Annotated in this window: 20 protein-coding genes; 9 read left to right on the top strand and 11 right to left on the bottom strand. The window is 73.5% G+C overall.

The genetic code is table 11. From position 1 onward, the window contains the following. The first annotated feature begins 193 nt into the window (after window positions 1–193). Together EMA09_RS26700 and EMA09_RS26695 are read left to right on the top strand one after the other, a co-directional pair. Window positions 194–850, top strand: a complete 657-nt coding sequence (locus EMA09_RS26700; RefSeq protein ID WP_129843515.1) for a hypothetical protein — start codon at window positions 194–196, stop codon at window positions 848–850. Window positions 851–975: 125 nt separating this feature from the next. Then, window positions 976–2,508 carry a choice-of-anchor M domain-containing protein gene (locus tag EMA09_RS26695; RefSeq protein ID WP_129843514.1) on the top strand — a complete coding sequence of 511 codons (1,533 nt, stop codon included), beginning with the start codon at window positions 976–978 and terminating at the stop codon, window positions 2,506–2,508. 304 nt (window positions 2,509–2,812) lie between these two features. Here EMA09_RS26695 and EMA09_RS29185 read toward each other — a convergent pair whose 3' ends face one another. The 5 genes from EMA09_RS29185 to EMA09_RS26670 all read right to left on the bottom strand — a co-directional run bounded on the left by EMA09_RS29185 (window position 2,813) and on the right by EMA09_RS26670 (window position 9,972). Continuing rightward, on the bottom strand, window positions 2,813–4,459 hold the full coding sequence (locus tag EMA09_RS29185; protein WP_240796586.1) for an anchored repeat-type ABC transporter permease subunit: 1,647 nt from the start codon (window positions 4,457–4,459) through the stop codon (window positions 2,813–2,815). Further along, the gene (locus EMA09_RS26685; RefSeq protein ID WP_129843513.1) at window positions 4,459–5,205 is read right to left on the bottom strand and encodes an anchored repeat-type ABC transporter ATP-binding subunit; all 747 of its coding nucleotides are present in this window, start codon (window positions 5,203–5,205) and stop codon (window positions 4,459–4,461) included. Before EMA09_RS26685 ends, EMA09_RS29185 begins: the two co-directional genes overlap by 1 nt. Continuing rightward, complete coding sequence (locus EMA09_RS26680) at window positions 5,202–6,242, bottom strand: choice-of-anchor M domain-containing protein (protein ID WP_129843512.1); 1,041 nt, start codon at window positions 6,240–6,242, stop codon at window positions 5,202–5,204. Before EMA09_RS26680 ends, EMA09_RS26685 begins: the two co-directional genes overlap by 4 nt. 56 nt (window positions 6,243–6,298) lie before the next feature. Next, window positions 6,299–7,882, bottom strand: a complete 1,584-nt coding sequence (locus EMA09_RS26675) for an anchored repeat ABC transporter, substrate-binding protein (RefSeq protein ID WP_240796585.1) — start codon at window positions 7,880–7,882, stop codon at window positions 6,299–6,301. Between the two features lie 86 nt (window positions 7,883–7,968). Next, window positions 7,969–9,972 carry a choice-of-anchor M domain-containing protein gene (locus tag EMA09_RS26670; protein ID WP_129843510.1) on the bottom strand — a complete coding sequence of 668 codons (2,004 nt, stop codon included), beginning with the start codon at window positions 9,970–9,972 and terminating at the stop codon, window positions 7,969–7,971. A 290-nt stretch (window positions 9,973–10,262) separates the two neighbouring features. On the opposite strand from EMA09_RS26670, the gene EMA09_RS26665 reads away from it, so the two are divergent. Further along, the gene (locus EMA09_RS26665; RefSeq protein ID WP_129843509.1) at window positions 10,263–11,408 is read left to right on the top strand and encodes a GTP-binding protein; all 1,146 of its coding nucleotides are present in this window, start codon (window positions 10,263–10,265) and stop codon (window positions 11,406–11,408) included. 49 nt (window positions 11,409–11,457) lie between these two features. Here the strand turns inward: EMA09_RS26665 and EMA09_RS28725 are convergent, their stop codons facing one another. Genes EMA09_RS28725 through rpmG form a run of 3 tightly spaced genes read right to left on the bottom strand, consistent with a single transcriptional unit; the run spans window position 11,458 to window position 12,367 of the window. Continuing rightward, window positions 11,458–11,643, bottom strand: a complete 186-nt coding sequence (locus tag EMA09_RS28725; RefSeq protein WP_206306012.1) for a hypothetical protein — start codon at window positions 11,641–11,643, stop codon at window positions 11,458–11,460. Beyond that, window positions 11,640–12,203 (bottom strand): class I SAM-dependent methyltransferase, encoded by a 564-nt coding sequence (locus tag EMA09_RS26660; protein ID WP_206306011.1) that lies wholly within the window; start codon window positions 12,201–12,203, stop codon window positions 11,640–11,642. Before EMA09_RS26660 ends, EMA09_RS28725 begins: the two co-directional genes overlap by 4 nt. Then, window positions 12,203–12,367 carry a 50S ribosomal protein L33 gene (gene rpmG / locus EMA09_RS26655; RefSeq protein WP_129843508.1) on the bottom strand — a complete coding sequence of 55 codons (165 nt, stop codon included), beginning with the start codon at window positions 12,365–12,367 and terminating at the stop codon, window positions 12,203–12,205. The genes EMA09_RS26660 and rpmG overlap by 1 nt, the downstream gene beginning before the upstream one ends. Before the next feature lie 94 nt (window positions 12,368–12,461). On the opposite strand from rpmG, the gene rpsR reads away from it, so the two are divergent. Further along, window positions 12,462–12,698 (top strand): 30S ribosomal protein S18, encoded by a 237-nt coding sequence (gene rpsR, locus EMA09_RS26650; RefSeq protein ID WP_129843507.1) that lies wholly within the window; start codon window positions 12,462–12,464, stop codon window positions 12,696–12,698. A gap of 91 nt (window positions 12,699–12,789) precedes the next feature. After that, window positions 12,790–13,038, top strand: coding sequence for an MFS transporter (locus tag EMA09_RS29370; RefSeq protein ID WP_129843506.1), 249 nt, complete (start codon window positions 12,790–12,792; stop codon window positions 13,036–13,038). 2 nt (window positions 13,039–13,040) lie between these two features. On the opposite strand, the gene EMA09_RS26640 is transcribed toward EMA09_RS29370, so the two are convergent. Both EMA09_RS26640 and EMA09_RS26635 read right to left on the bottom strand, forming a co-directional pair. Next, the gene (locus EMA09_RS26640; RefSeq protein ID WP_129844311.1) at window positions 13,041–14,105 is read right to left on the bottom strand and encodes a ferric reductase-like transmembrane domain-containing protein; all 1,065 of its coding nucleotides are present in this window, start codon (window positions 14,103–14,105) and stop codon (window positions 13,041–13,043) included. A gap of 179 nt (window positions 14,106–14,284) precedes the next feature. Next, window positions 14,285–15,847 (bottom strand): MFS transporter, encoded by a 1,563-nt coding sequence (locus EMA09_RS26635; RefSeq protein WP_129843505.1) that lies wholly within the window; start codon window positions 15,845–15,847, stop codon window positions 14,285–14,287. 114 nt (window positions 15,848–15,961) lie between these two features. Between EMA09_RS26635 and EMA09_RS26630 the strand changes: the two genes are divergently transcribed. From EMA09_RS26630 to EMA09_RS26615, 4 genes are all read left to right on the top strand, one after another. Further along, entirely contained in the window at window positions 15,962–16,888 is a 927-nt protein-coding gene (locus tag EMA09_RS26630) for a TetR/AcrR family transcriptional regulator C-terminal domain-containing protein (protein WP_129843504.1), read from the top strand. 83 nt (window positions 16,889–16,971) lie between these two features. After that, window positions 16,972–17,517 (top strand): hypothetical protein, encoded by a 546-nt coding sequence (locus EMA09_RS26625; protein ID WP_129843503.1) that lies wholly within the window; start codon window positions 16,972–16,974, stop codon window positions 17,515–17,517. Between the two features lie 20 nt (window positions 17,518–17,537). Next, complete coding sequence (locus tag EMA09_RS26620; protein WP_129843502.1) at window positions 17,538–18,101, top strand: SigE family RNA polymerase sigma factor; 564 nt, start codon at window positions 17,538–17,540, stop codon at window positions 18,099–18,101. Continuing rightward, entirely contained in the window at window positions 18,070–18,759 is a 690-nt protein-coding gene (locus EMA09_RS26615; RefSeq protein ID WP_129843501.1) for a hypothetical protein, read from the top strand. Before EMA09_RS26620 ends, EMA09_RS26615 begins: the two co-directional genes overlap by 32 nt. 92 nt (window positions 18,760–18,851) lie before the next feature. On the opposite strand, the gene EMA09_RS26610 is transcribed toward EMA09_RS26615, so the two are convergent. Then, entirely contained in the window at window positions 18,852–19,082 is a 231-nt protein-coding gene (locus tag EMA09_RS26610) for a hypothetical protein (protein ID WP_129843500.1), read from the bottom strand. Window positions 19,083–19,260: the final 178 nt, after the last annotated feature.

Raw genomic sequence — 19,260 nt, 5'->3', positions numbered from 1 at the left:
GTCGTTTTCGTTTCAACCCCCACCCCCCTCCGGCCGGGGATGCACGGTTCGTGGACGAGGATTGACAGCCGGTCAGTTCTGATGTTGATAATCACTTTCAACAGACGCGGCGGGTGTCACCCGGCCGCCGCGCCGCAGCATGGCCACGCCCGCCTCCACGGCGCGGCGGGCCGGTCCAGACAGGAGATGCGTCATGAAAGCCGCCACAGCCCTCACCATCGCCGGCACCCTGGGCGCGGCAGCCCTCATCGGGGTGGCCACCGCGTCCTCGGCCTACGCGCTCGACCCGCTGAAGAGCGTCTCCAGCGGGCACGTCGACCTGACCGAGGTCGAGTGCGAGCTCGACGGCGGCGACGCGCTGCTCGAGGTGGGCACGCACATCGACGGGAACTCCCCCTCCGAGCACGTCGCGCCGGGGAACACGGACGGCGTGGACGACATCGGCGACTACGCGTTCGTCCACACGATCGGCGAAGCCGGCCTGACCTACTCCGCGGGCGCCTACGTCGTCTCGGACAGCTCGATCGTCGAGGAGGGCCTGCCGTTCGTGGGCTTCTCCTACGACGAGGAGGGCGCCTGCGTCGGCGCCGAGAACGCTCCCTCCGTCGAGATAGACGTCAGGGCCGCCTCCGGCGCCAACCCCGGTGACGTGACCGTCGCGACCTCCGGTTCGGGCGCCACCTCGACGGCGGACTCCGGCCGCATCGCCCTCTCCCCCGGCAGCCACCAGCACGCCGTGTGGACGTTCGAGGGTCCGGCGACGGGCGGCTCCTATGCGCTGTCCTTCGACGTGTACGCGGACGGCGTCCTGCTCGACACCATCACGCCGCGCGCCTTCGTGATCGAGTGACCGACCCGGCCTCCCGGACGGGCAGGGGGCGGGACCGCGTCGGCGCGGTCCCGCCCCTCCCGCCGTTCGCGCCGGACGGCGCGCACCGGCCGACGCCGTCGGCGCACGGACCAGAGAGCTGAGAGATGAGACGAACGCCCCGCACCATCCGTCACGCGCGCTTCCTCGCGCCGCTCCTCGCCGCACTGCTCATCGGCGCGAGCACCGCCGCCGCCGTCCCCGCCGCGGAGACCGGCGGTGACGCCGCCGCGCAGGGCGACTTCGCCCTCCAGGTCTACGCCCCGGCCAGTGGCGCCTTCGCGGTGCAGCCGCTGGCCGACGGAGTCCCCGTGGACGCCCTGCCCACCCTGCGCGTGCCGTCGGCGAACCGGAGCGCCCTGCCCGACCCGGACGACCCGGCCTACGCCTGGCTCGGGACGGCCGGCGCGGCCGGCTGGACGACGGCCAACGCCGCCGCACCGGACGGCGCGGCGGTCGGCCCCTCGTTCCGCGTCTACCCGACGGCCACCGCCGCCGCGCCCGTCACCTTCGGGGTGAGCGGCATCACGGCGCCCGGGTCGTTCGCGCACTACCGGGTCGGCAACGGGAACGAGGCGTCGGCGCCGCCCCGGGAGGACGGCCGGTACCAGTTCGGGACGGGCGTGCGCTCCGACGGCTCCGCGCAGGGGTCCACGACGACGTACTCGGTGTCCTCGCAGTTCAGGGACGGTGTCAGCAGGTTCACCGCCGAGGGCATGTACTGCGTCACCTTCACCGCCGCACGCGGTGCGGAGACCGTGAGCCAGGAGGTGCGCTTCGCCGTCGGCGACACGGTGGCCGACGACGCGCCCTGCGGCACGGCGGCCGATACGCCCGGTGTCCCGGAGGGACCGGAGGAACCGGGTGGCGGAGACGACCCCGGGGAACCGGAGGAGCCCGAAGAGCCGGAGGAGCCGGGCGATGGCCAGGACCCCGGAATCACGGTGATCGAGAACGGCCACGTCGACGCCCTCTACCCCGAACTCGACGTCGCCGACGACGGCACCGGGCACCTCGCCCTGCGTGCCCGTCACCAGACGCTGGGCACCCTGGACTGGGACGACTTCGTCCTGCACAGCGGCCAGGAGACGCAACTGCGCCTGCCCGACACGTACACCGATGACGCGGACTACTCGTTCATCGCGGATCCCGGCCGAACCGTGTGGAACAGCCCGCAGGACGGCCGCTCCGACGGCACGACCCCCTGGGTCGGCGCCTCCACCGAGTCCCCGACCCTCGACGGCATGCCGCAGGCACCGGTGAGCGTACGGCTCGACGCCGTCACCGGCCCCGGAGGTGCCGAGGCGCCCGGCGACGCCGTCCTGTGGTTCCAGGAGGCCGCCCTGCTCGGCAAGGCCGGCATCCTGTACAGCACCCGCACGGGGCTGCCGGGCGGCTACACCTGGTACCTCGACTCGCACGCGCACTTCAACTGGACCTTCACCGCCGCCGGCGTCTACTGCATGGCCTTCACGGTGCAGGCCCGCCTGCCCGACGGCACGCTGTCCCAGGACAGCCGCCAACTCACCTGGGCCGTGGGGACGTACCCGAGGACATCGGCTCGTGCGGCGGGACCCAGGAGTATCCCGTCTCCGGCCCGAAGCCCCTCGTCGCCGGCCCCGACGCGTCCCCGGTCCTGATCGAGGGCGGCATGAACACGCTCGCCGCCCGGCTGGAGGACGGGGCGCTGTCGGTCGGATTCCGCCACGAGGACCCGTACGCCGCGTCGCCCGGGTTCACCAGCGACATCGACGACGTGATCTTCCACCAGCGCGCCGGGGAAGCGCGGCCGTACGAGTTCAGCGCGGGCGGTCCCGACGCCTCCCGGTTCACCAATCCGTACCTGGAGTGGGACGCCACGGGCGTGCCGGCCGGCGGGGTGGACGGCGGCGTGCGGTGGGAGATCACGGACGTCGGCGGGCCGGGCGACCTCTCGCTCTCGGCCTACCGGCAGGGGGTCGTGTTCGACACCGCCGAGGGGATCGGGAGCCACTCCCTGATCCCCGGCGCGGAGACCACGACCCACGAGTGGGCGGCGACCGCCCCGGGCAGGTACTGCGTCGCCATGCGGTGGAGCGCCGTCCTCCCGGACGGCACGGAGGTCTCCGACGACCATCTCCTGACGCTGGTCGTCGACGGACCGCTCGACCCCGCCGACTCCGCCGTCAGGAGCGATGACGCGTACCCGTTCTTCCGCTCGTCCGGCGCGATGTTCGAGCACGACGCCACGACGCTGACCGAGACCTGCGCCGACGCGGCGGGGTCCGGTGAGCCGGGCGGGCCGGACACCCCCGGCGCCCCGGACGACCCGGCGGATTCCGGAACGCCCGGGGACGCCGGGGGGCCGACGGACCCGTCGGAGCCGGGTGCGCCGGACGACACGGCGTCCCCGTCCCCGGCCGGCGGCACGTCCGCCGGGCAGACGGCCTCGGGCGGGGACAGCGGGGGAACCGGTGGTGACCCGGCGGGTGGCGGATCACTCGCGAGCACGGGCTCCGGCCTGCTGGTTCCGGCCGGTGCGGCGGCCCTGCTCACGCTGGCGGGGGCGGCGGCCCTCGCCGCGCGCGGGCGGTGGCGCCGCGCCGGCGGACCGGACTGAGCCCACGGCGCTCCGCCGGGTCCGGCTGAAGGAAGAGGGGGTCCCCGCCCGCAGGCGGGGACCCCCTCGCTTCGGCGTGCCGCGCGCTCAGCCGCCGGCCGTCGCCGGCACCTCGTCGCCGGTGGCGCGCGGAGGACGCAGCCGCACGAGCAGGCGGGCGCAGAGGCCGTGCCGGGGGCCAGCAGCCAGGCCAGGAGGAAGACGCAGGTGGCGACGAGCACGATCGTGCCGCCGGTGGGCAGGTCGACGCTCCAGGAGAGGTAGAGGCCGGTGAAGGCCGAGAACCCGCCGATCAGCGGGGCCAGACACATCATCACGCCGATCCGGTCGGTGAGCAGGCGCGCCGTAGCCGCGGGGGTCACCAGCAGCGCCAGCACGAGGATGTTGCCGATCATCCCCACCGAGACCACGACCGCCATCGACACCATCACGTAGAGCACGAGGTCGAGGACGAAGACGGGGAGGCCGAGCGCCCGGGCCGACTCGCGGTCCAGCGTGACGGCGACGAACTCCTTGTGCAACAGGAAGGTGATCGACAGGAGCACCACGGAGGAGACGGCGACGACGTAGATGTCCTCGTCGGGGATGCCGGTGATGGAGCCGAAGAGGAACTGTTCCAGGGAGCCGGCGTAGCCCGGGGAGCGGCTGATGATGACGATGCCGAGGGCGAACGCCGCCACGAAGAACACGCCGATGACGCTGTCCTCCCGCAGCCGCCGGTTCTGCGCGAAGACGGCCACCGCGACGGCCGTCAGCACGCCGGCGACCGAGCCGCCGAGCACCAGGTTGCCCTGGAGCACGAAGGCGGCGGCGAGCCCGGGGAAGACGGCGTGCGAGACGGCGTCGCCGATGAACGCCATGCCGCGCAGCACGACGTAGCAGCCGATGACGCCGCAGACCGCCGAGGACATCAGGGCGACGAACAGCGCCTTGGGGAGGAACGAGAGGGCCGGGTTGAACAGGTCGGCGAAGAACTGGGGCAGGGAGAGCATCACGCCACCCCCAGCGCGGCGAGCAGGGGGCTGCCCGGCCTGATGCCGAAGGCGGCGCGCCACAGGTCGGCGTCCCGCAGCTCGTCCGGCCGGCCGGCGGCGACGACCGTGCGGTTGACGAGGATCAGCCGGTCGCAGGTGTGCATGGCGCCGACGAGGTCGTGCGTCGTCATCAGCAGTGCCCTGCCCTCCCGGCCGAGGTCGGCGAACAGGTCGGTCAGCAGTTCCTGCGTGGGGATGTCGAGGCCGGTGAACGGCTCGTCGAGGAGCAGGACGCCCGGATCGACGGCGAGCGCGCGGGCGACGAGGACCCGTTGGCGCTGTCCGCCGGAGAGCTGGCCGACCGGGCGCCGGCGCAGTGCGGTCATGCCCACCCGCTCCAGGGCCTGCCTGGCGGCGCGGTAGTCGGCGACGCCCGGCCTGCGCAGCCAGCCGATGCGCCGGACGCGGCCGGCCACGACCGCCTCCTCGACGCTGAGGGGGAAGTCCCACGCGAACTCGTGGCGCTGCGGCACGTAGCCCACCCGGTGGCGCGTGCGCGCGACGGGGCCGCCCTCGACCTCGACGGTCCCGCCGGTGCGGCCGACCAGGCCGAGGACCGAGCGCAGCAGGGTCGTCTTGCCGGCGCCGTTCGGGCCGACGAGGCCCACGAACTCGCCCGGCCGGACGTCGAGGGTGACGTCGTGCAGCACCGGCCGCCCGCCCAGGGCGACGCCGAGGCCGCGTACGGACAGGGCGGCCGTCACGGTGCCCGCTCCGCGTCCGGGGCGGTCTCGCGCTCGGCGAGCCGTCGGGCGCGCCGGCTCCGCAGGACGGCGAGCAGGACCAGAAGGAGCAGCATGACCATGGCGGCGCCGACCAGCAGCAGCGTGGTGCGCATCGACGGGCCGTCGTCCTGGGCCGTGGTGGCGTCCCGGTCACCGGCCGGTCCGGCGGCGGGTGACTCCTCGTCGGTGGTGGTGTCGGGCTCGGTGCCGGCGGCGAAGGCGTCCTCGACGGCGGTGCCGTCGCCCACCGCGAACCGCATGAGCGTACGGTCGGACACGTGCTCGCCGCCGACCAGGTCGGCGGACATCTCGAAGTCGATCGTGTACACGCCCGGTTCGGTGAAGACCCAGTTGGCGTGGGTGTGGGTGTTGACGTCGACCCACAGGTCCTGCGCGCCGTCCTCGTCGCCGTCCCACAGCACGTCGGGCGCGCCGAGGTCGCCGTTCTGGAGGAAGACGGAGACGTGGCCCGGCCCTTCGGCGCCGTGCATCGTCAGCGTCACTCCGCGGTCGACGCGTTCCATGACCTCCGGGTCCTGGGTGTTCCAGCCGAGCCAGACGACGTCCGGGTCCTGCGTCTGCGGGATGACGTACACGTCGCTGCCGGGCTCGGCGTCGAGGAAGCCGAACGCCGGGTCGTCCGGGGCCTGCTGCACCGCCGCGTCGGCGACCTGGGTGACGGTGTCCGCGACGGGCCGCCACACGGGCGGTGTGCGCGAGTCGTCGTGGGCCTCGATGCGCCAAGTGCCGTCGGTGAAGCGGGGTCCGATGTCGACGTGTCCGGTGCTCAGGACCGCTTGTCCGCCGACGCTCTCCTCCTCCGGCGAGAGGGTCTGCTCCAGGCTGTCGTCCGGAGCGGCCGGTGCGGTCGGGTCCTCCGTGGCGGCCAGCGCGGTTCCGGGCGCGAGCGCGAGGAGCACGGCGGCCGGCAGGGCGCGGCGGAGGGACCCGGCGGCCGGTGCCGTGCGTCGCCCCCGCGGGTGACGCGCCCGTGGTCGCGCGGTGCGTATGGGCATGGTCTTCCTGTCGGTGTCGGGGTGGGCGGTGGTGGGTCGTGCCGCTGGGGTGTCCGTCAGGCGAGGCACGCGCGCAGCGAGTCGGCGTTGGCGCGCATCATCTCGACGTAGCTGCCGACGTCCTCGTCGAAGGAGTCGCCGTAGATCGTGCAGACCTGGACGCCCTGTTCGTCGGCGACCTGGGTGAGCGTGCTGGACCGCGACGCCAGGTTGGGTTCGAGGAACACGGCGCGCACCCGCAGGTTGGCGATCGTCTCGCTCAGCCGGCGGCGTTCCGCGAGGCTCGGTTCGGTGGCCGGGTTCGGCGTGACGAAGCCCGCGATGGTCACGCCGTACGCGTCGCCGAGGTAGCCGAACGCGTCGTGGGTGGTGACCAGGTAGCGCTGGGACGGCGGGATCTCGCCGATCGTCCGCGCCACGTAGGCGTCGAGTCCGGTCAGCTCGTCGAGGTAGGTGTCCGCGTTGGCGCGGTAGGCCACCGCGTTGTCCGGGTCGATCTCGATGAGCGTGTCGCGGATGACCTTCACGTAGGCCATGGCGTTGCGGACGTTCTGCCACAGGTGCGGGTCGATCTCGCCGTGGACGTGGCTGCCGAGGACGGCCTGCGGGAGCTGGTGGATGTCGTCGCCGGGGCGGCCGAGCATGCGGAACGCGGGGTCGCCCGGCACCTCGGTGAGGGCCTTGCCCGGCACCTCGATGACCGTGCTGTCGGCCGCGTACGTCTCCTGGCGCAGGTCGCCGCCGCCGGCGGGGTCGGCGTACAGGTAGAGGGGCAGGTCGGGGTCGTCGGGGTCGAGGTCGACGGTCACGTCCGCGTGCCCGCTGCCGAGGACGGTCGCGTCCGCCATGCCGGGCAGGGCGTGCGGGTCGACGCCCACGGCGAAGGTGATCGTGGTGCTCCCCAGAGCGACGGGGCGTTCCCCCGGGCCGGTGACCAGCTCGGCCGCGACGGACAGGCGGTAGGTGCCCGGTTCCGTGAACGCCCAGCTCATGTGCGTGTGGGCGTCCGGCGGGAGCAGCGCTGAGTCGTCCTGGTAGCCGTCCCCCTCGTCGAAGCCGTCGGAGGAGTCGAAGAAGACGTTCGGCTCGCCGAAGGTCTCCGTCACATAGCCGACCACGTCGCCGGGGCCCGACAGGCCGGTCGCCTTGAGGCGTACTTCCGACGAGCGGTCGGCGCCGAGCGTCTCGCCCGTGCCGCGCACGCGGAGGCCGAGCCAGATGGTGTCCAGGTTCGGGTTCTCGACGAGGGGGATGATCTCCGCCGCGTACTGTCCCGCCCGTTCCGCCAGGGAGACGTTCGGCACGCCGTCGGGCAGGTTGGCGTCGACGGCGCGGATCAGGTTTTGCTCCTCCAGCAGCAGGTAGTTGCTGAAGGCGGCGTCGGCGTAGACGATGTCCCGCACGTCGCGCAGCGAGGGTTCGTACGCGTGCGGGTCTCCTCCTTCCGGGACGAGTGAGCGCACGTCCACGAGGTCGCCACCGACGTTGCGGGCGAGGTCGGCCAGGATGCCGGTGGTCGTGACCACGTCGAGACGGCCGTCGTCCTCGGTCGCGGTCACCGCGCCGCAGCCGCTCGCCAGGAGTGCCGTCGTCCCGGCGAGAGCGAGCGCGGTCGTCGCGCGCCGGTGTGCGTGCCGCACGGTGTTCCCTTCCTCCATCGGACCGCGGCCCGGCGGCGGGGAGACGTTCCTTCCCGGCGCCGGGCCGCGGTGTGTCGTCGTGTGCCTCAGCCGCGGGCCGCGCGGCGGCGCCTCGCGAACGTGACCGCCGCGGCGCCCGTCACCAGCAGCGCCCCGCACAGGGCGAGGGCCGAGGGGCCGATGCCCGAACCCGTGCTGGCGAGCGACCCGCCGGGGCCGCTGTCCGCCGCGGGGTCGGTGCCCGGGTCGCACTCCTCGCCGTCGGCCGTCCTGCCGGCCACGGTGTCCTGCGTGTCGTCGGCCACGGGCGTCCCGGTGTCCTCGGGCAGGTCGCCCACGGCGAAGGTGTAGGTCTCCGTGGAGCTGCTGATCGACTCGCCGCTGTCCGGGTCGGTCGCCACGGCCCTGACGGACAGCGTGTACTCGCCCTCCTCGGAGAACGTCCACTGCGCGTGGGTGTGCGCGGGCGTCTCCTCGCGGACCGTGCCGGGGAGTTCGTATCCGCCGCCCTCCAGGAGGGAGGACGCGCCGCCGAACGTGGTGGTGGAGTAGAGGAAGACCTGTCCCGGTCCCTCGACCTCCGTGACGGTGATGCTGACGTCGGTGTGGTCGCCGCCGGCGACCCCGTTCGTGTCCCAGCCGGGCCAGATCAGGTCGGGGTCCTGGGTGAGCGGCAGGAGGTAGCCGGTGGGGCTGCCCGGATAGCCGGCGGGGATGGTGTCGACGAGGGCCTCCGGCTTGACGTGCAGGACGACGTCGCCCGGTTCGTGCACGACGTCGGCGCCGGTCACGTCCTCCTTGAGCGTGAGGACCAGTTCGCCGCCGTCCTCGGCGACGTCGAAGGCGTCGATGTGCCCGTGGTCGAGGACGAGGCGCTCGGCCGCGCCGCCCTCCGTGCCGCTGCCGTCCGCGTCGCCGCTCTCCTCGACGGGGTAGCACTTCGGGTCGGTCGGCTCCTGGGCGGCGGACGGGGTACCGGTGTCGCCGCCGGTGTCGTCGTCCTGCTGCCCGGAGTCGTCCGGGGCGGGCTCGGTGCCGTCGTCGGCGGGCGGGGTCGTGGGAGTCGCCGGTGCGGTGGCCGGCGGGGCGTCGTCCGTCGGCTCATCCGTCGGCGGGTCGCCGGACGGCGGGTCGTCGTCGGCGCTGACGCGCACGGTGACGGCGGGTGAGGTCGCGATCTCGTTCCCCTCCGCGTCGTCGAGCCGCGCGTGGACCTGACGGCCGTCGTCCTCCTCATCGACCCGGAAGCCGTACTCCGGACCCGTCGCCGTGTCGTCGCGGACCCATTCGCCCCCGGGCTCCCGCGTGTACCAGTGGTACGCGCCGGCATCCGTCGCCCCGTCGGGAACGGCCGTCAGTTCGACGGTGTCCCCCGGCCGGTACTGCTCGGCCAGCCCGTCCAGGGTGAGCGAAGCCGTGCCCGGTTCCTCGTAGTCGCCCACGGCGAAGGTGTACGTCTCGGTGCCGCTGGTGATGGAGTCGCCGCTGTCCGGGTCGGTCGCCACGGCCCTGACGGTCAGGGTGTACTCACCCGCGTCGGAGAACGACCACTGGGCGTGCGTGTGCGACGGCTGCTTCTGGCGGACGGCGCCCGGGAGTTCGTAGCCGCCCCCGTCGAGGAGCGACACCGGCTCGCCGAAGACGGACAGGCTGTAGAGGTGGACCGTCCCCGGCCCGGTCACGTCCTCGATGTCGATCGTCACATCGGTGTAGTCACTGCCGGCGACCCCGTTCGTGTCCCAGCCGGGCCAGATCAGGTCCGGGTCCTGGGTGAGCGGCAGGACGTACGCCTCGGGTGCTCCCGGGTAGATGTCGGCTATGCCCGAGGCCCACGCGTGCTCGCCGACCTTCAGGACGACGTCCTCGGGGTCGTGCACCACGCCCGAGCCGGTCACGTCCTCCTTGAGCTGCAGGAGCAGCCGGTCGCCGTCGGCCGCCACGTCGAACGCGTCGATGTGGCCGCGCTCCAGGACCAGCGGAGTCTCCCCCTCGCTGTCGGCGCGCGCGGCACCGACCGTCCCCGCGGCCAGCGCCGCGGCCAGCCCGCAGACGACGGCGGAGCGCCATCCCGGGCGTGTACGGATTCCCATGTCGTGCAACGCCTCCTCATCCCCCTGCGGGTCAGGCCCATGACACGCCTCATTAGACCATATGAAACGACAATCATTTCCAGTCATCCCCGCCCGCACCCCCACGGGGGGTGAACCCCTTACTGAAAATGATTACCATTACTGTAGATTGAGGTCATCAGCCGACGGGACGCCGGCCGGCGCCGTCCCGGCCCACGAAAGGCACGCACCATGAAGCTCGCAACCCATCCCCCGCACCCCGGGCCGACCGACCCGGCCCGGGGTCCCCGGCAGGCCGGCGGAGTCCGCTGATGCTGCCGGTCGTCATCGTCGGCGGACTCCACGCGGACGCGCGCCGCACGGTCGTCGAGACGCTGCTCCGCGCCGTCCCCACGGGCGCGGCCCTCCACCACGACCTGTCCACGGCCACCGGAGGGTCCGTCACCAGGACCGTGCGCGACGCCCACGGCGTACTGGACCGGGGCGAAGCCCCGCTCGTGAACAACTGCCCGTGCTGCGCCCTGCGCGAGGACCTCCTGCCGGAGGTGGAACGGCTCGCCGCGGGGGGCCTGTGCCGGCTCGCCGTCGTCGAACTGTGGGACTCGGTCGAACCGGAGAGCGTGGTCGACGTCATCACCCGGCACGCGGGCGAGGGGATCTCCCTGGTGGGCGTCGTCACCGCCGTCGATCCCGCCCTCGTCCTGCCGTACCTGGCGAACGGGGACGACCTGGCGGACGTCGGCCTCGCGGCGGCGCGCGGGGACCGGCGCACGGTGGGGGACACGTCGGCGAGGCAACTCGAGTACGCCACGGTGCTCGCCCTGGTGGACGGCGGCGAGACGGCCGACGCGTCCGATCACGCCCTGCTGTCCCAACTCCACCCCACCGCGCGGACGGTCGGCGTCACGGTCCCGGAGGCGCTGCTCCGCGCGGCCACGGCCGGGTTCGACGCGACGGCCGCCGCGGCACGGCTGCACCCGGCGACGGCGCTCCTCCCCCAGGAACGCGACGAGCGGGGCGTGACCACGTACGTGTGGCGCTCCCGGCGGCCGTTCCACCCGGGCCGCCTGTACGCCGCGCTGGAGGACCTGGCCTGCGCGGCGGTCCGCAGCCGCGGCCGGTTCTGGCTCGCCGACCGGCCCGGCACCCTGCTCTCGTGGGACGCCGCCGGCGGGGCGCTGTGCGTGAACGACGCCGGGCTCTGGCTCGTGGCCTCGCCCGACGAGGCGTGGCAGCGGGTCCCCGCCGCGCGGCGGGCGGCGGCCGCCCTGGACTGGCACCCGGAGCACGGCGACCGGGAGCAGCACCTGGTCTTCGTCTCCCCCGGTCTCGACACGGACGGCCTGGCGACGGTGCTGGAGTCCTGCCTGCTCACCGAGGCCGAGTACGCGGCGGGACCGGGCAGTTGGGCGCGCATCGGCTCGGGCTTCGACCGCCTGCTCACCCCCGTCCCCTGACGGCGCCGGCCGGGGGCGGGGCTCCGGAGCCCCGCCCCCGGCGGCCGTCTCAGCGCGGAGGTCCGGCCGGCTGCGCGGCGGTGACCGCGTGGAAGGCGCCCGCCGCGCACTCGCGGGCCGTGAGCCCTTCCGCGGCCCACTCCTCGCGCAATTGCTCCCCGGTGACGACCCACCAGTCGTACTCGGTGGTGACCGAGGCGATCCGTTCGCCCTGCCGCAGCTCCTCGTGGGTCATGCGCCACACGACGCGCCGCTCGCCCGAGGGTTCGGCCTCCGACCGGCTCCGGTACTCCGTCTCCCCGACACGGAAGGACGGCCCCTCGGTGAGCCGCACCGCGCGCGGGGTCGTCGGGGGCGGGTTGTTGACGAAGATCGCTCCCCGGGGGCGAGGCGCCGCGCCAGCCGTCTCCAGAACGACCGCCGCTCGTCCGGCGCCAGATGACCGAGCATGTTCATGCACACGGCAGCCCGCATCCGGTCGGGAAGCGGGCAGTCCAGGGCGTCCGAGGCCGTCACGGTCACGCGGTCGCCCAGCAGGGGGTCGTCGGCCAGCCGCGCGAGGAGCGCGGCCCGCATCGGCACGGAGGGCTCCACGGCCAGGACGGGGGCGTCCGGCAGGGCGTCGTGGATCACGCGCACGCCGCGCCCCGAACCGGCGCCGATGTCGACGACCGGCCCGATGTCCGCGCGCAGCGTCCGCAGTTCGTCCACCAGGGCCGGTGCGATGCCGTACCAGAAGCCCGCTATCAGCGGGTCGATGTAGGGCGCGCTCGACGCGTACGGGTCGGCGCCCATCAGCGCTCCTCGCGGAAGAGCACGTGCCGGCGGGCCACCGGGTCGTACTTCCGCAGTTCCAGACGGTCTGGGTTGTTCCTGCGGTTCTTGCGGGTCACATACGTGTAGCCGGTGCCGGCGGTCGAGCGCAGCTTGATGACCGGACGGATGTCGTTTCTCGCCATGCGGGTAGTATACGGAAACGGCAATCATTTTCATCAAGCTGCGCCGGGGCGCCCGCCCGTCCCGGCGGCGGAGACGAAGGAGCGTCCACCCCTCATGCCGAAGCGTCCCTCCCGCACCGGCAGGCCCCCGCGGCCCCGCCCGAACCCGCTGATCGCGGCGGGCATCACCGTCATCGACTACAAGGACACCGACCTGCTGCGGAAGTTCATCTCCGACCGGGGCAAGATCCGCAGCCGGCGCGTCACCCGTCTGACCGTCCAGCAGCAGCGGCAGATGGCCACGGCGATCAAGAACGCCCGGGACATGGCCCTGCTCCCCTACCCGCGGTGAGCACCCGGGCACCACGGACACCGCGCGGGGTGCCGGCTCCGGTGGCGGACCGCTTTGACCTCGGCCCGGGTCGAGGTGGCAAGGTGGCAAGGTGGACGCCACCCCGCAGCCGGCCCGATGTCCACCCACGCTCGCCCAGGGGCACCCCGTCCCGGCCCGTCGCGCACGGATCATCGGCCTGCGGGGCGCGGTGACCGCACTGGCCGTGGTCCTCGGCCCACTGCTCGGCGGCCTCCTGACCGACACCTTCGGCCGGCCCGCCGTCTTTCTCGTCAACCTGCCCCTCGGTGCGGTCGTCCTCCTGCCGACGCCCGACCCGCGACCGATCCCACCGGCCTGACCTCACCCGCCGCCGTTCGCTGCTCGGGCACCGCTGTTCCGGGGCGGTCGTACGGCCGTCGGGCGGCGCCGGTACGCCACGGCGACGAGGGCGAGCGTGAACACGAGCAGGCCGAGCCAGATGACCCACCGGTCGGGCCACAGGCCCGGGGACGGCCCCGTCGCGTCGGGGTCCCGACCGCCGTCGACACCGCTCAGGACGACGGCGAACAGGCCCAGCACGGTGGCCGCGGCGGCGATCCGCCCGGCCACCCGTGCCGTCAGGGACAGCGTGCGGCCCCGCGGGCGCAGCCGCTCGCCCGGACGCGCTGGCAGCAGCAGGCGGAGCAGGAAGAGCGCGGCGACGGGCATCTGCAGCGCCCAGACCAGCGTGCGGAACGCCCCGTCGTACCAGACGTTGGTTCCGTACAGGAGGGTGTGCCACACGCTCAGCACGTAGACAACGATCACCGAGCGGTGCAGTGCCCGCCACATCCGGGGGCCGGTGGTGTGCCGCATGTAGAACGCCAGGCCGAGCGGGACGGAGAGGTAGAGGGCGAGCAGGCCGATGAGGATCGCGATCCGGCCCGTCCCCGTGGCGTATCCGCCGGGCACGAAGACGTCCACGAAGGCGGTCCACAGGCTCCTGCCGAAGGCCCACTGCTGCTGGTTGGTACGCAACTGGTCCGCGAAGAAGAACAGCGCGTGCATGAACATCAGGCCCATGGTGGTGAGGCTGGTCGTCCGGTGCCACCTCTCCACCCGCGCGGCCGGCAACCACGACCGGCGGGGCCGCGGTCCGGAGCGCAGCAGCCCCAGGACCACGGTGATGTACGACCACAGCAGCGCGGACCAGCCGAACGCCTGGCACATCCAGTACATCCAGAACGCGTCGGCGTCCGCCAGCATCGGCATCACCTGCACCGTCGCCGACGTGCCGTTCTCCACCCGGGTGCGGAGCAGCCAGTAGATCAGCGCCGTGGCCAGGAGCGCCATCGACGCGTCAGGTACGGCCGCCCGCAGGTCGGCGCGGAGCCCGCGCGCGTCGAAGCGGACGCGTCTCCTCCGCCTGCCGTCCTGGGAGGCCATCGGACTCTCGGTCGTCACGGGACACCACACTTCCGACGTCGATCGGTCGGCCGCGGGCGGTGCCCGCGGCCCCTCGGTGAAAGATGTCGTTCCGGTGCGCTCCCGGGACAGGAGGGTAATGGCGGCCCGACCGCCGGGGAAGGGTCCGGTCGCCATCGTCGCGCGCGGCCGGCGCCGTGTCAGACCCCGGCGGTGGCGTGGTCGGGTTCCGCCGTCCCGGCCGGGTGCTCCGGCGCGGTGCCCGCGCCCCGCAGGAGGAGGAACGAGAAGAGGGCCGAGCCGGCCATGACCGCGGTCGCGCCGATCGCGGCGACACCCATGCCGTGGCTGAAGGCGTCGCGGGCGGCGCTCAGCACGGTGTCCGCCGTGGCCTCCGGCAGGCGGGCCGTGACCGCCATCGCCCCGCCCAGGGTCTCCCGGACCGCGTCGGCGTCCGGTACGCCGGCCGGCACCGCGTCGGCCATGTCCCGGCCGTAGACGGCGGCGCCGATGGACCCGAGCAGCGCCATGCCCAGTGCCCCGCCGAGTTCGTGGCCCGATTCGAGCACGGCGGCGGCCGACCCCGCGCGCTCCGGCGGGGCGGCGCCGAGCGCGAGTTCGTTGGCGAGCGTCATGGCCGCGACCAGGCCGCCCGCGTACAGGGCGGCGCAGACGAGGACGTACCAGAGCGCCGAATCGGCGTGGACGAAGGTCAGCGCGAAGAACCCGGTGGCGGAGACGAGGAAGCCGCCGCCCATGACGTACGCGCGGTCGACGCGCTGCGCCAGCGCCGCGGCCACCGGAGCCGTCACGGACACACCGGCGGCCGGGACCAGACTCCACAGCGCGGCCTCGAACGGGTCCATGCCGAGGACGGATTGGAGGTACTGCGTCAGGTAGACCGCCATGCCGACCGTGGCGAACATGGCCAGCAGGTTCGCCAGCAGCGGCCCGCCGAAGGTGCGCCGCCCCAGCAGGGACAGGTCGATCATCGGGTGGTCGAGACGCCGCTGCCGGCGGACGAAGAGGGCGCCGACCGCCAGGCCGGCGACGACGGTCAGGGCGGGGGCGGCTTCGAACCCGTCCTGGGCCATCGTCTTGACGCCGTGGATGACCGGGAGGAGGGCCGCGAGCGACAGCACCGCGCTCAGCAGGTCGAACCGGCCGGGTCCCGACGGCTTGAACTCCGGCACCAGGAACGGCACCAGCACGAGCAGCAGGACCATCGCGGGGAGGTTGATCACGAAGACCGAGCCCCACCAGAAGTGTTCGAGCAGCAGTCCGCTGATCACGGGGCCGAGCGAGATGCCCGACGTCATGACGGCCGTCCACAGGGTGACCGCCTTCCCGCGCTGCCGCTCGTCGCGGAAGAGGTTGCGTATCAGGGCGAGTGTCGACGGCATGAGGGCCGCGCCGCCCACGCCGAGCAGCGCGCGGGCGGCGATGAGCGCCCCCGGCGAGTGCGCGTACGCGGCGGCCAGCGATGCCGCGCCGAAGACCGCGGCGCCCCCGAGGAGCAGGGCACGCCGGCCGATCCGGTCGCCGAGCGTTCCCATGGTGATGAGCAGCCCGGCGAGGACGAAGCCGTAGACGTCGAGGATCCACAACTGCTGTGTGGCGGTGGGGCCGAGGTCGCTGCTGATGGCGGGGATCGTGAAGTAGAGGACCGAGACGTCCATCGAGACCAGGAGCAGGGGGAGCATCAGGACGACGAGGGCCGTCCACTCCTTGCGGCCCGCACGGGGGCCTGATGTGTGCTGCATGGGCGTCATGGAAACGGCCCGCCGCGTACGCCACAAACAGTTCCCTAGTGCACCGCCCGAAGGGACGCTCCGACCCGGGAGTACGCGTGACCGGTGCACTAGTACGGTGGGGGGATGGCCGACGAACCGCCCTACCTCCGTATCGCCGGACGCATCCGCCGCCGCATCGAGTCCGGCGACCTCGCCCCCGGCGACCGGGTGCCGTCGACCCGGGACATCACCGCGCAGTGGGGCGTCGCGATGGCGACCGCCACGAAGGTCCTCACCACCCTGCGCCAGGAGGGGCTGGTCCACGCCGTCCGGGGCGTCGGCACGGTCGTCACCGAGCCCCGGCGCGAACGCCATGTGCCGGCCGGCCGGGGCCTCACCCGGGAGCGGATCGTCCGGACCTCGATCGCGCTGGCCGACACCGAGGGGTTCGCCGCCCTCTCCATGCGCCGCGTGGCCGCCGAGTTCGGCGTCTCCACCATGGCCCTGTACCGGCACGTGCCGAACCGGGGCGAACTGATCCGCCTGATGTCGGAGACGGTCTTCAGCGACGGGCCGCCGGGGCCCGAGCCGGCCGGCTGGCGCGAGCGCCTGGCGGCGGAGTGCCGCTGGCTGTGGACACGGTACGAGCGCCACCCCTGGCTGGCCGGCGTGATGGCCACGTTCACCCGGCCGATGGCGTCCCCCCACGCGATGCGGTACACCGAGCGGGTCCTGAACGCCCTGAGCGGCCTCGGGCTCACCGCTCCCCAGATGCTGCACGTCCACCTGTCCCTCTTCGGCTTCGTCCAGGGCGTCGCGATGGCCGCGGAGTCGGAGTCGCGGGCGTGGCAGGACACCGGCATGACCGCCGACGAGTGGCTGGCGGCGAACGAGGCGCGGGCGGCCGCGGTCCAGTCCACGGGGGACTACCCCACGCTGGGGGCGCTCTTCGAACTGGACGAGTACACGCTCGACCTCACGTCGCTCTTCGAGTTCGGGCTCGACCGGATGCTGGACGGCGTCGCGGCACTCGTCGAGCGGTCCGGCGGCGGCGCGTCACGGCGGACATGACGCGCCGGCACCGGGCGGATAGATCCGCCGTGCCGTCCGCGTCTTACCTCATGACCGGCCAATGACGGACCGTTGGAGGATTCATGACCGGACACTCGTCCCTGAAGCGTTCCCTGATCACCGGCGCCGCTGCCGCCGCCGCGGTGGTCCTCCTCCTCCCGCAGGGGGCACAGGCGGGCGGCATGGACCTCATCGAGGCGCAGCCCTACGAGCGGGTGGAGATCAACGACCACTTCGTGATGGGGCTGCTGCCCGAGGGCGAGCAGAACTACGTGGTCTCCTCCCCCGGGAGCTTCGACGAGGACATCGAGGCCGCGAAGGGCTATCCGGGCAGCAGCATCCGGCCCGACAGCGTCAGCGCCGGTGTCCACGGCGAGGACGGCGGGATCGTCCTCATCGAGGGCGTCTGGCGGCTCGACGAGGGGGTGCCGTTCATCACCGTCACCCCGGAGGGCCAGTCCTGGGGGTACGGGGCGCAGCCGGTGGTGCTGGAGAACGAGGACGGCTGGGGCACGTTCTACTTCGATCCCGCCCAGTGGGGGGTCGAGGGCGTCGACACGTACACCATCGAGGCGACCGACGGGTACGGCGAGGTGATCACGGAGTTCGAGGTCTCCGTCGGCTTCTGACCCGGCGTCCGGCATCCGTGATGACCCGTGCACGCGGGACGGACGACGCCGGTTTCGAGGTCTACGCGGTCAGCCGGTGGCCCCGGCTGCTCCGGACCGCGTACCTGTTGACCGGCCACCACCACGACGCCGAGGATCTGGTCCAGGCGGCGCTGGTCAAGGCGTACGCGCGGTGGGAGCGTGTGGTGCGGGCGGACGATCCGGACGCGTACGTGTGGCGGATCATGATCAACGCCGACCACGACCGCGTCCGCCGCTCACGGATCCGCGAGTCGCTGACGACCCGGTTCCCGGAGCGGACCGTCGGGGATCGGGCCGATCAGGTCGTCGCCCGCGACGTGCTGACGGCGGCGCTGCAGCGGCTCCCGGCGCGGCAGCGCGCCGCCGTCGTCCTGCGGTACGTCGAGGACCGCACCGAGACGGAGGTCGCCGCGCTGCTCGGCGTCCGGGTGGGGACGGTGCGGAGCCGGTCGGCGCGCGGCCTGGAGAAGCTGCGCGCCGACCGGGCCGTCAGAGACCTGCGCGCGGCGGGAGGACAGGAGGTGATGTTCCGTGCCGGAGCGGGAGAGCGAGCTCATCGATGAGCTGCGCCGCGCGGCCGGGGCGGTGGCGGCCGGGCCGGCTCCGGTGCGGGAGATGATCGCACGGGGCCGCGCGCTCCGCACCCGCCGCCGGGTGACGGCGGGTGCGGGGGTGGCCGGTGTGCTCGCGGCCGTGCTGGCGGCCGGTCTGGTGTGGTCACCGGCCGGCCCGGACCCCGCCGACCCCGTACCGCCCGCGACGCCGTCCGCCCCCGACCGCGGCCCCGGGGGCGGCGCGCCGGTGGAGGTGCGGCCCTACGAACCCGTGGCGATCAGCGACCGGCTGGTGATGGGGCTGCTGCCCGAGGGCGACCACAACTACGTGATCTCGGCCCCCGAGGACTTCGCCGAGGACATCGAGGCGGCCAGGCTCCTGCCCGGCAACAACCTCAGGCCCGGCAGCGTCAGCACCGGTGTCTCCGGCGACCGGGGTGCCGCCTCCCTGATCGAGGGCGCCTGGCACCTGGACCGGAGGCCGGCGCGGATCATGATCATCCCGGTGGGGCGGGACACCGCCTATCCGGCCACGGTGGTCGCACTCGCCGGGGAACCGGACTGGGGCGCCTACTTCTTCGACGCGAGCCGCTACCCGGACTTCCCCCTCGACTTCCGCGTCGTCGCCTACGACGAGAACGGCACGGTCCTCGCCGAGGGGGCCTGACCCCCGCCCCGCGGCGCGCCGTGGTGTCGGAAATGGCGGCGGGCGGGCCGCTCGTGTGCGGTCCCGCCCGTCGCGTGGAGTGGTGTGTCGGGTCAGCGCTGGACCGACTTGAAGCCGCCGAACGCACAGCCCTCGCCGTAGACGGGGTTGTCGTCGACGATGCCGGCGAAAATGCCGCAGCCGCCGAAGACGGCGCCGGTCTTGCTGACGGAGCCGTCGTGGCCGCCGTCGGTGGACATGCCGTGGGCGATGGCGCCGCCGGCGCCGCCGAGGACGATGGCGACGGCCAGGGCACCGGTCGAGAGCGCGGTACGGATACGCATCTGTGTTCCTCCTGCGAAGGGGTCTCTGTGTCCGTCAGTCGCCCGCCGGACACGGACGATCCTGGACGCGCCGGCCCCGGAGGGCGGGCAACCCTGCGCGGCGGTGCACCGGAAGGAGTGGTCCCGTTCGTGCAGATGGCCCCGTGCCGCCGGTCGGCCGGCGGCACGGGGCCGGTGC

Origin of the sequence: Streptomyces sp. RFCAC02, from assembly GCF_004193175.1 — a bacterium.
GTDB lineage: Bacteria > Actinomycetota > Actinomycetes > Streptomycetales > Streptomycetaceae > Streptomyces.
This window is presented reverse-complemented; position numbering and strand designations above follow the sequence as displayed.

Coding starts and splice junctions, on each gene's coding strand:
- EMA09_RS26700 (WP_129843515.1), top strand. CDS start 194: ATGAAAGCCGCCACAGCCCTCACCATCGCCGGCACCCTGGGCGCGGCA.
- EMA09_RS26695 (WP_129843514.1), top strand. CDS start 976: ATGAGACGAACGCCCCGCACCATCCGTCACGCGCGCTTCCTCGCGCCG.
- EMA09_RS29185 (WP_240796586.1), bottom strand. CDS start 4,459: ATGCTCTCCCTGCCCCAGTTCTTCGCCGACCTGTTCAACCCGGCCCTC.
- EMA09_RS26680 (WP_129843512.1), bottom strand. CDS start 6,242: ATGCCCATACGCACCGCGCGACCACGGGCGCGTCACCCGCGGGGGCGA.
- EMA09_RS26670 (WP_129843510.1), bottom strand. CDS start 9,972: ATGGGAATCCGTACACGCCCGGGATGGCGCTCCGCCGTCGTCTGCGGG.
- EMA09_RS26665 (WP_129843509.1), top strand. CDS start 10,263: ATGCTGCCGGTCGTCATCGTCGGCGGACTCCACGCGGACGCGCGCCGC.
- EMA09_RS28725 (WP_206306012.1), bottom strand. CDS start 11,643: ATGACCCACGAGGAGCTGCGGCAGGGCGAACGGATCGCCTCGGTCACC.
- EMA09_RS26660 (WP_206306011.1), bottom strand. CDS start 12,203: ATGGGCGCCGACCCGTACGCGTCGAGCGCGCCCTACATCGACCCGCTG.
- rpmG (WP_129843508.1), bottom strand. CDS start 12,367: ATGGCGAGAAACGACATCCGTCCGGTCATCAAGCTGCGCTCGACCGCC.
- rpsR (WP_129843507.1), top strand. CDS start 12,462: ATGCCGAAGCGTCCCTCCCGCACCGGCAGGCCCCCGCGGCCCCGCCCG.
- EMA09_RS26640 (WP_129844311.1), bottom strand. CDS start 14,105: ATGGCCTCCCAGGACGGCAGGCGGAGGAGACGCGTCCGCTTCGACGCG.
- EMA09_RS26635 (WP_129843505.1), bottom strand. CDS start 15,847: ATGCAGCACACATCAGGCCCCCGTGCGGGCCGCAAGGAGTGGACGGCC.
- EMA09_RS26630 (WP_129843504.1), top strand. CDS start 15,962: ATGGCCGACGAACCGCCCTACCTCCGTATCGCCGGACGCATCCGCCGC.
- EMA09_RS26625 (WP_129843503.1), top strand. CDS start 16,972: ATGACCGGACACTCGTCCCTGAAGCGTTCCCTGATCACCGGCGCCGCT.
- EMA09_RS26620 (WP_129843502.1), top strand. CDS start 17,538: ATGACCCGTGCACGCGGGACGGACGACGCCGGTTTCGAGGTCTACGCG.
- EMA09_RS26610 (WP_129843500.1), bottom strand. CDS start 19,082: ATGCGTATCCGTACCGCGCTCTCGACCGGTGCCCTGGCCGTCGCCATC.